We start from the raw sequence: 2061 nt of genomic DNA, 5'->3' as shown, positions 1-2061 counted from the left end.
GGCTTTTTTTTATAATTTTTTTAAGCTGACCTCTCAAAAAAAATTTTAGCTGTTACACTTAATTGATAATTCAATTAAAAAAATGGAATAGCTATGCCCAATAATAAATTTAGACTAGTCACTCGCAGCGATTTTGATGGCTTAGTTTGTGCCGTATTGCTCAAAGACTTAGACCTAATTGACGATATTTTATTTGTTCATCCAAAAGACATGCAAGATGGCAAAATAGACATTACCGAAAACGACATTACGACCAACCTCCCCTACGTTGCAGGCTGTCATATAGCATTCGATCATCACCTTAGCGAAACCGTTCGCAACTCAAGCGACATAAAAAACCATATTATTGACCCAAAAGCCCCATCAGCAGCTCGCGTAGTTTATGACTATTATGGCGGCGCTGAAAAACTTCCAAATATTTCTGTTGAAATGATGGACGCGGTAGACAAAGGCGATGCTGCTCAGTTTTCAAAAGACGAAATATTAAACCCAACCGATTGGGTATTAATGAACTTTATTATGGATGTGCGAACTGGACTTGGCCGTTTTCGCGAGTTTAAAATTTCAAATTACCAATTAATGATGAAACTGATTGATGCGTGTAAAGATCAGAGCATCGAAGAAATCCTACAAATGGAAGACGTAGCCGAACGTGTTGCTTTATATAACGAGCATAACGAAAAAGCCAAAGAGCAAATTTCTCAATGCGCTACCGTTCATAAAAACTTAGTAGTCCTTGATTTAACTCAGGAAGAAACAATTTACGCCACAAACCGATTTGTTATTTATGCCATGTACCCCGACTGCAATATCTCGATTCATAAAATGTGGGGCCTTAAAAAGCAAAATGTAGTGTATGCCATAGGTAAATCAATAACTAACCGCAGTTCAAACACCAATGTTGGCGAACTGTGCCTTAAATACGGCGGCGGCGGCCATTTAAATGCAGGTACTTGCCAAGTAGAAACAAGTAAAGCTGAAGCTGTACTTAGCGAATTGATTGATAAAATTACAAGTGATGGTTAGTTGTAAGCTGTTATCTACCTAGCAGCGAAATATAGTGTATTAGTATTGACTATAGCCTCAGTTGAGTTTGGGTTGAACCAAAGTTAGGATCCTGAATTCATTCCGGGTGTGGGTAAAATTATTGATCATACTTTCAACCATAAGTTGATTTATGTTTTCATGCAGCGCGATAGATTACGTGGCGAAAGGTAGCCTAGCAAAGCACGTTATTATCACCAATAGTGTTAGTATTGAGTGCCGACTAGCCACTGTTAAAAATAATTTTTTAACAGTGGCTAGTATGTGTACCTAGTGTTTGGCGAGCAAGGTAGAAGGGCATAGTTAGTATGATTTAACGTCGAAGAAAAATGTATCCGATACGCAAAGTGACTGCTAAAAGCTCTGCTGGGATAGTCGGGCGATGATTGCATCTTAAGATACTACCGTCATCATTTCCTCACGATCACAGTAGGTAATACCAGTAAATTCTGTGACCATGGCTGGTAACAAACAAACTAAAAAACTGCCCCCCCCTCGCCAAATAAAACCCATATTAAAAACTTAAGGTAAGTAAAAACTCTAACGGATCCCTATCGCAGCAAAGCAAATTGCTGGCGCTCAACGAGACCTTAACTTTCGGCCAAGAAAATGTCTGGGATATAAAAACTCAGCAGTAGTGTTCGATAAATTACCTAGTGCGACTTAATTTACTAAGTGGGGCACTTCGAGTTAATTGGCGTCATGCTGCAGATTAAAACCTTAGCAGGAAAGCTCCTCAAGCCTCGAAGCAACAGTATTTTATGGGTAGGCATCGCTTTTTGACTCATCGAAAAATAACAACACGGGATCCTTTAATCGGTATTCATTCTTCTAATGCATAAGCGTTAGCATAAAAAGTATTATAACTTCCTTCTTAACGACTTAATCGATTAAGTTAAGCCTTCATTCAAGAGGTGCCGCGTGAGAATTAATACAATATTTTTTCGTTAAAATTTAAATGAATGATGATAACTTTCAAGCATAAAAACTTATTTTTTTAATATTAATATTCACTTT

General features: G+C 37.8%; 1 protein-coding gene. It reads left to right on the top strand.

Annotation, left to right across the window (positions count from 1 at the left end; all coding sequences use genetic code 11):
* The first annotated feature begins 93 nt into the window (after positions 1-93).
* A complete protein-coding gene (locus H5072_RS17885; RefSeq protein ID WP_182694320.1) occupies positions 94-1026 on the top strand; it encodes an exopolyphosphatase in 933 nt (310 codons plus the stop codon).
* Positions 1027-2061 lie beyond the last annotated feature (1035 nt).

The sequence above is a fragment of the Pseudoalteromonas sp. SR45-5 genome (assembly GCF_014163565.1).
GTDB lineage: Bacteria > Pseudomonadota > Gammaproteobacteria > Enterobacterales > Alteromonadaceae > Pseudoalteromonas > Pseudoalteromonas distincta.
This window is presented reverse-complemented; position numbering and strand designations above follow the sequence as displayed.